6 protein-coding genes are annotated in these 6403 nt (G+C 60.2%); 4 read left to right on the forward strand and 2 right to left on the reverse strand.

What is annotated here, in order from left to right; genetic code table 11:
• The first annotated feature begins 1 nt into the window (after position 1).
• Genes rfbB through rfbA form a run of 3 tightly spaced genes read left to right on the forward strand, consistent with a single transcriptional unit; the run spans position 2 to position 2856 of the window.
• Positions 2–1072: a dTDP-glucose 4,6-dehydratase gene (gene rfbB, locus F7P65_RS20830; protein WP_150295307.1), complete on the forward strand. Its 1071-nt coding sequence runs from the start codon at positions 2–4 to the stop codon at positions 1070–1072.
• A complete protein-coding gene (gene rfbD, locus F7P65_RS20835; protein ID WP_150295309.1) occupies positions 1069–1983 on the forward strand; it encodes a dTDP-4-dehydrorhamnose reductase in 915 nt (304 codons plus the stop codon). The genes rfbB and rfbD overlap by 4 nt, the downstream gene beginning before the upstream one ends.
• 3 nt (positions 1984–1986) lie before the next feature.
• The gene (gene rfbA, locus F7P65_RS20840) at positions 1987–2856 is read left to right on the forward strand and encodes a glucose-1-phosphate thymidylyltransferase RfbA (RefSeq protein WP_150295311.1); all 870 of its coding nucleotides are present in this window, start codon (positions 1987–1989) and stop codon (positions 2854–2856) included.
• 35 nt (positions 2857–2891) lie between these two features.
• Here rfbA and F7P65_RS20845 read toward each other — a convergent pair whose 3' ends face one another.
• Positions 2892–4190: a class I SAM-dependent methyltransferase gene (locus tag F7P65_RS20845; protein WP_150295313.1), complete on the reverse strand. Its 1299-nt coding sequence runs from the start codon at positions 4188–4190 to the stop codon at positions 2892–2894.
• A gap of 122 nt (positions 4191–4312) precedes the next feature.
• On the opposite strand from F7P65_RS20845, the gene F7P65_RS20850 reads away from it, so the two are divergent.
• Positions 4313–4594: a hypothetical protein gene (locus F7P65_RS20850; protein ID WP_240334425.1), complete on the forward strand. Its 282-nt coding sequence runs from the start codon at positions 4313–4315 to the stop codon at positions 4592–4594.
• A gap of 461 nt (positions 4595–5055) precedes the next feature.
• On the opposite strand, the gene F7P65_RS20855 is transcribed toward F7P65_RS20850, so the two are convergent.
• The gene (locus tag F7P65_RS20855; RefSeq protein ID WP_150295315.1) at positions 5056–6093 is read right to left on the reverse strand and encodes a tyrosine-type recombinase/integrase; all 1038 of its coding nucleotides are present in this window, start codon (positions 6091–6093) and stop codon (positions 5056–5058) included.
• Positions 6094–6403: the final 310 nt, after the last annotated feature.

Consider the following 6403-nt stretch of genomic DNA (forward strand, 5'->3'; position numbering starts at 1 on the left):
TATGCGCGTGATCGTCACCGGCGGCGCCGGCTTCATCGGTTCGGCCCTCGTCCGTTACCTGGTGCTGGAAAAGGGCTATGAGGTCCTGACCATCGACGCTCTGACCTATGCCGGGTGCGAAGCCTCTCTGAAGGCGGTGGAGGGCAAGGCCAATCACCGTTTCCTCAAGGCCGATATCTGCGATCGCGCCGCCATGCGTGAGGCGATCGCCGGCTTCCAGCCCGACCGCATCATGCATCTGGCGGCGGAAAGTCATGTCGATCGCTCGATCACTGGGGCTGCCGACTTCATCCAGACCAATGTGGTCGGCAGCTTCACCCTGCTGGAAGCGGCACGGGCCTATTGGAATGGGCTTGAAGGCACGACGAAGGACGCCTTCCGCTTCCTCCATGTCTCGACCGACGAGGTTTACGGGTCGCTGGGCGATGAGGGGCTGTTCGAGGAAACCACCCCCTATGATCCGAGTTCGCCCTATTCGGCGTCGAAGGCCGCGTCGGACCATCTCGCCAAGGCTTGGGCCCGCACCTATGGATTGCCCGTGGTCGTGTCGAACTGCTCGAACAATTACGGGCCTTATCATTTCCCGGAAAAGCTGATCCCACTCACCATCCTGAACGCGCTCGCGGGGCGTCCACTACCTGTCTATGGCAACGGCGAGAATGTGCGCGACTGGCTCTATGTCGACGATCATGCCCGCGCGCTCGACCTGATCGTCGAGCGCGGGGTTCCCGGTGAGACTTATAATGTCGGCGGCCGTAACGAACGGAAGAATATCGACGTGGTGCGCCGGATCTGCGCTGTGCTGGACGCGCTGGTCCCTGCTGGCTCGCCCCGCGAAGGGCTGATCGAGTTCGTGACCGACCGTCCCGGCCATGATGCGCGCTATGCTATCGATGCAACCAGGCTCGAAACCGAGCTAGGCTGGCTCGCGCAGGAGAATTTCGACAGCGGCATTGAGAAGACGGTGCGCTGGTATCTGGACAATGAATGGTGGTGGCGTCCGTTGCGCGACCGTTATGATGGTCAGAGGCTGGGGTTGAATGCCGTACCCGCTCCCGGGGTGGCTGTATGAGGATTGCCGTCACGGGCAAGGTGGGGCAGGTCGTCACCAGCCTGCTCGAACGCGGGACGGCTGCCGGGCATCAGATGATCGCGCTGGGCCGGCCGGAGCTGGATTTGGCCGACCCCGCTTCGGTCATGCGGGCGCTGAAGGCTGTGGCGCCTGACGCGATTGTTTCGGCTGCGGCCTATACGGCGGTCGACAGGGCGGAGAGCGAGAGCGATCTTGCCCATGCGGTCAACGGTACCGGTGCCGGTGCGGTAGCGCAGGCGGCCCACAGGCTGGCCGTGCCGCTGGTCCATGTTTCGACCGACTATGTGTTCGACGGCACGTTGGAGCGTCCCTATGTGGAGAGCGACCCGACCGGGCCTACCGGCGTTTATGGCGCGTCCAAGCTGGCGGGCGAGCAGGCTGTGCTCGCCGCCCATGGCGACGATAGCGCGGTGCTGCGCGTGGCATGGGTCTACAGCCCCTTTGGCGCCAATTTTGTGAAGACCATGTTGCGCCTCGCCGGTGACCGGGACGAGCTGGGCGTCGTCGCCGATCAGGTCGGCAATCCTACCAGCGCGCTAGATATAGCGGAGTCTATCCTGAAGGTAGCTACCAATATGGTAGCCGATGGTAACCCGACGTTGCGCGGCGTTTTTCATATGACTGCCAGCGGTGAAGCGAGCTGGGCGGACTTTGCCGAGGCGATCTTTGCCGCGTCCGCAGCACGGGGCGGACCATCGGCGCGGGTGCGGCGGATTACGACGGCGGATTATCCTACCCCGGCCATCCGCCCCGCCAATTCGCGACTCGATTGTGGATTGATCGCGAAGGTGCATGGCGTGATTTTGCCCGATTGGCGAGGATCGCTGGAAACCGTGATCGCCCGCCTGCAACCCGCGAAAATTGAACAGCCGCCCCGAAAGGAACGATGACAAATGAAGGGTATCATTCTTGCGGGCGGCAGCGGCACCCGGCTCTATCCGATGACGCTGGCGACCTCCAAGCAGCTCATGTCGGTCTATGACAAGCCAATGATCTATTATCCGCTCAGCACGCTCATGCTAGCGGGTATCCGCGAAGTGCTGATCATCTCCACCCCGCGCGACCTGCCCGCCTTCCGGGCCTTGCTGGGCGACGGATCGCAATGGGGGATGAGCTTCGAATATGCCGAGCAACCCAGCCCCGATGGGCTGGCGCAGGCCTATATCATCGGCGCCGATTTCGTCGCTGGACAGCAGTCAGCCCTGATCCTGGGCGATAACATCTACCATGGCCATGGTTTGCCCGCACTGCTGGCCAGCGCAGCTTCGCGCAAGGCCGGGGCAAGCGTCTTTGCCTATCATGTCAACGATCCCGAACGCTATGGCGTCGTCAGCTTCGATGACGGGATGAAGGCGGTTTCGATCGAGGAAAAGCCGGAACGGCCGCAATCCAACTGGGCGGTCACCGGGCTTTATTTCTATGATGAGCAGGTGGTGGATATTGCCGCCAATCTGGAGCCTTCGGCGCGTGGCGAACTGGAGATCACCGACGTCAATCGCGTCTATCTGGAGCGTGGCGAACTGTCGGTCGAGATCATGGGCCGCGGCTATGCTTGGCTCGACACCGGCACGCCTGATAGCCTACTGGACGCGGCCGAGTTCGTCCGCGTGTTGGAAAAGCGGCAGGGCTTCAAGATCGCCAGCCCGGAGGAGATCGCTTTCCGTCAGGGCTTCATTGGCGTGGCGGAAATGGAGCAGGCCATCAGCAAGCTCGGCAAATCCGATTATGGCCGCTATCTGCGGGGGATATTATCGGAGGCCTGACAGGCTGCTGCCGCTTCAAGCGGTGTCAGCCTGCATCACGCGAGCTTTTGGACCAAGTGCATGAGCACGTCGGTGTCCATGACTGGAATGCCGCCTTGTCGCGGCCAGAAGGCGCCTGTGTAGCCCGCAATATAACGTCCCGTGAGTGGACGACCCAGCTCATCATGCCGCACCAGCATTGGCGGGATGGGATTGTCAGGCGACGGAGACGTAACGATTGACCCGTTCTGGAATATGGCTGCTGTACATTCGTGGCTGAAGAGTGTCGCTTCGGGGCTCAGTTGGTCCGCCACCACCATCAGGTCGCGTGCCGATACCTCCAGATCGACATCCATCCAGAGGCACATCAACCGCGGTGGGCGCCAATCGCGGAAGGTGTCGGCGAAGAAGCCCTTGTGGAATTCGACCACCTCGCTGGCGCCGAAGCGCGAGACATGGTCGCGCACTTCGGCCAGGCTGCCCGCATATTGCCCGGCTTCATAACCAGCCCCTTGAGAGGGAGGCAGGCCTTCGAAGGAATCAAAGATGTGCATCTTCAATCCGAGTTGCCGACAGGCATAGCTTAACATGGCCGAACTGTAGCCCTTGAAGCATCCGAATTCGGCGAACTCACCTTCCACGCCCCAGCTTTTCAGTACGTAAAGCTGGTGGATGATGGCGAACAGTTCCCGAATGGAATTGGGCTTGCAGTGGAAGTCGGTCGAGTCGGGTGCTGCGGTTCGGTTGGTCTGGGGAAAGTGCCGTTCGACGAAACGGCAATGCGCGAACGTGGCCGACAGATAACGTGCATAGTCGGCAAAGATCGGCATGGCATTAAGATCCGGCGTCACCATGATCCAGAGCAAGCGGTCGACGAACTGCCTTTGTCCGGCGGCTGTCAGCAGATCTGCACAATCCTCTGGCCAGTGCAAGGATACTGCATCGATCACGCGGCGGGGGAAAGGGCCACTTATGCCACTATCGGGAGGCGACGCCAGACTGAACGTCGCCACTGGCCCGGCCAGATGCAGGGTCGCCAGAGTGGTGCTGGGAAGCCATGGCTTGGTCGGTCGGGCGACGATGCGTAGTTCGCCCAGAAAATCATCCCCTATTTCCTGATAGGGCAGGTCGAACGCAAAACCGCAGCAATTGCTGCCGGGGATGTCAGGAAAAGCAGCCGCGACGTCGGCTCTGGTGATCGATGGTTCACAGGAAAGAAGGCGGTTCGTGCCGAGCCATGCCTCCACGCGCACCGGACTTCGGCCGAGAGCCCATCCGGCTATTCTGCCGCCGGCAGCGGCATCGATATTTCCACGCGGCGCCAATGCATCCCCGAACTTGGCAAGCAACCCCATCAATCACCCCTTCGATGGATTTTGCGGACTTCGCATGATACTGGCGTTCGCCAATCACTGACTGAAACCTATCCCGGCAATCATTCTGTTTACAAACTAATTTCTGATCGTAACCTCTCGGCATGATGCTGATCGAACGCGCAGCCCGTGCCCTGTGTCGGCTTGATGGCCGGCCAGAGGATGATGATCTGGCAGGCAAGCCACGCTGGCAAAGCTATTTGCCGCAAGTCCGTGCGGTGCTGGCCGCGATTCATGAACCCTGCCCGAAAATGGCGGAGGCAGGCGCGGAAGTCATACGCTTTGTCAATCCAGACGAGGCTGCTCTTGGGTTTCAGGGTGATGCTGCCAATGTCTGGCGTTTCATGATTGATGCGATGGGCAAAGACATCTCTACTGGGGCTTGAACGGCGTCTGCTGCAGCGTCCGTCGCGCAACCGGATTCCGCCAGCTGCCTCCACTCGGCGCAGCTGCGGCAAGCGCGATCAACGCGTGATCCGTGCCCATTCGAAACTCCCTGCGGTTCTGGCCGAGGGTAAGGCATCTAATGTTTCGACGTTGCGGCCGTTCGGGTTTCTCAGGAAAGGTTGGCTTTTGTTGCGCTGTCGGTGTGAAAGAGGGTGCAAATCCGTTACGGTAAGCGTTTGGTAACGAGGTACAAAGATCCATCTTTATTTTATAGCGCGTTATATTTTGATGGGCGCACGGGCTAGAAAAGGCGGAATCCGAATTGACGCTAGCCTTCTAAGCCGGTGGCACGAGTTCGATCCCCGTTGCCAGATCAAGCGCTACTGAGATCAGCGGAAAATTTCCTCACCAGGTGGTTCCTATGCGATCCGCCCATTCCTTTAGGCAACTAGTTCCCGCGTCAGTTCAGCCTGTCGATCGAAGCCCGCATGTGATCGGTGCCCACACTTGCATAGCGCTGGACCATCCTTAGCGACTTCCAGCCACCCATGTGCATGATGGTGATGAGGTCGATGCCGGCCATCACGCAATGCGATGCCCAATGGTGGCGCCAGTCATGGATGGTGAAGTCGTCGATCCCCGCCCGCTTGCAGGCCGTCTTGTGCTGGTTCTTCAGGGGGTTGCCCCCAGGAGCGGGGGAAAGCCGGGTGTCCTGATAGGGCTTGCCGAAGCGGTTGAGGAATACATGGCCTTTTGCAGGCCATCCGCGTTTTTCCCAGATCGGCAGCAGCTCCTGCCTGATGCGAGCATGCATTGGAACAGACTGGATCACCGCGTTTTTCGTATGATTGAGCCGGATTGTTCCCCGTCCCATATCGACGCCGTTCACGCCCCAGGCTATCTGCAAGGCGGTCTGGATGCGCGGGCCGTGGAAGGCCAGCATGGTGATGATCGGTTGGATGTGCGGTGCGTAAGACGCAATCAGCCGATCGCGGTCTTCCTTCGCCAGGAAGCGGACCCGCTCATTGTCGAATGGGATGCCCTTGATCCTGAGCGGCGACAGGTCATGCAGTTCGCGATGGGCGTTGACCGCCGCCTGAAACAAGGCCCGATAGCGATCCTGGCCAGCAGGAGCATGGTCGGCCAGATAGGTCTGTCGGAACTGCTCCCACGCACGCTTGGGTTCCCGCAGCGACAATTCGCCGATTCGTTCGTTGAGCTTGCCGATGCGCAATATGTCGGAATGGCAGGGCCGCTTTGCCTTCGAAAGATAGCTGTCGAAGGCGTCGGCCATGGTGCCCTGCGCGACGACTGCTGCCGGGCCGAACATCAGCTGATGGCGCAGCTTCGTCTCATAGTCTGCCCTCAGGTGCGACGCAGCATCTGCGTTACTCGTGCCTGAACTGAATTCTTTGACGTCGATCCGCCGGTCGCCGAGCGCGACTGAGCCTCGGATATAGTAAATGCCGTTCTTCCCACGGCGACGGACGGAGAGCATGTGATCTTTTCCAATAGCATCTGATATTGTGCCTCTGTTGCGCGCATCTTTCCGCATGCATGCACGTAGGGCACGCCATATTTATCGAAGGTACGTCGCATCCATTTTGCAGGCTCAGAGCTGTTCATGTTGAGCCGCAACAGGATATCGCGAGGAGTGAGGAGGGATTCGTGGTTGCTTGTAGTGAGCGCGCGAGGCAGCACCCGTGCTCCGTTGGAATGGGAGACGGCGGCGTTACCGCTAACCGCTTGCTTGGCAGATCGCCGTGGGGTGGCGGCGCGAAGGTCTGAGGTGGTGCCGGAAATTCGGA

Origin of the sequence: Sphingobium estronivorans, from assembly GCF_008692605.1 — a bacterium.
Lineage (GTDB): Bacteria > Pseudomonadota > Alphaproteobacteria > Sphingomonadales > Sphingomonadaceae > Sphingobium > Sphingobium estronivorans.

Excerpts from the sequence above, each read along its gene's own strand:
- F7P65_RS20850 (WP_240334425.1), top strand. The coding sequence starts at position 4,313 with ATGATGCTGATCGAACGCGCAGCCCGTGCCCTGTGTCGGCTTGATGGC.
- rfbD (WP_150295309.1), top strand. The coding sequence starts at position 1,069 with ATGAGGATTGCCGTCACGGGCAAGGTGGGGCAGGTCGTCACCAGCCTG.
- F7P65_RS20855 (WP_150295315.1), bottom strand. The coding sequence starts at position 6,093 with ATGCTCTCCGTCCGTCGCCGTGGGAAGAACGGCATTTACTATATCCGA.
- F7P65_RS20845 (WP_150295313.1), bottom strand. The coding sequence starts at position 4,190 with ATGGGGTTGCTTGCCAAGTTCGGGGATGCATTGGCGCCGCGTGGAAAT.
- rfbA (WP_150295311.1), top strand. The coding sequence starts at position 1,987 with ATGAAGGGTATCATTCTTGCGGGCGGCAGCGGCACCCGGCTCTATCCG.
- rfbB (WP_150295307.1), top strand. The coding sequence starts at position 2 with ATGCGCGTGATCGTCACCGGCGGCGCCGGCTTCATCGGTTCGGCCCTC.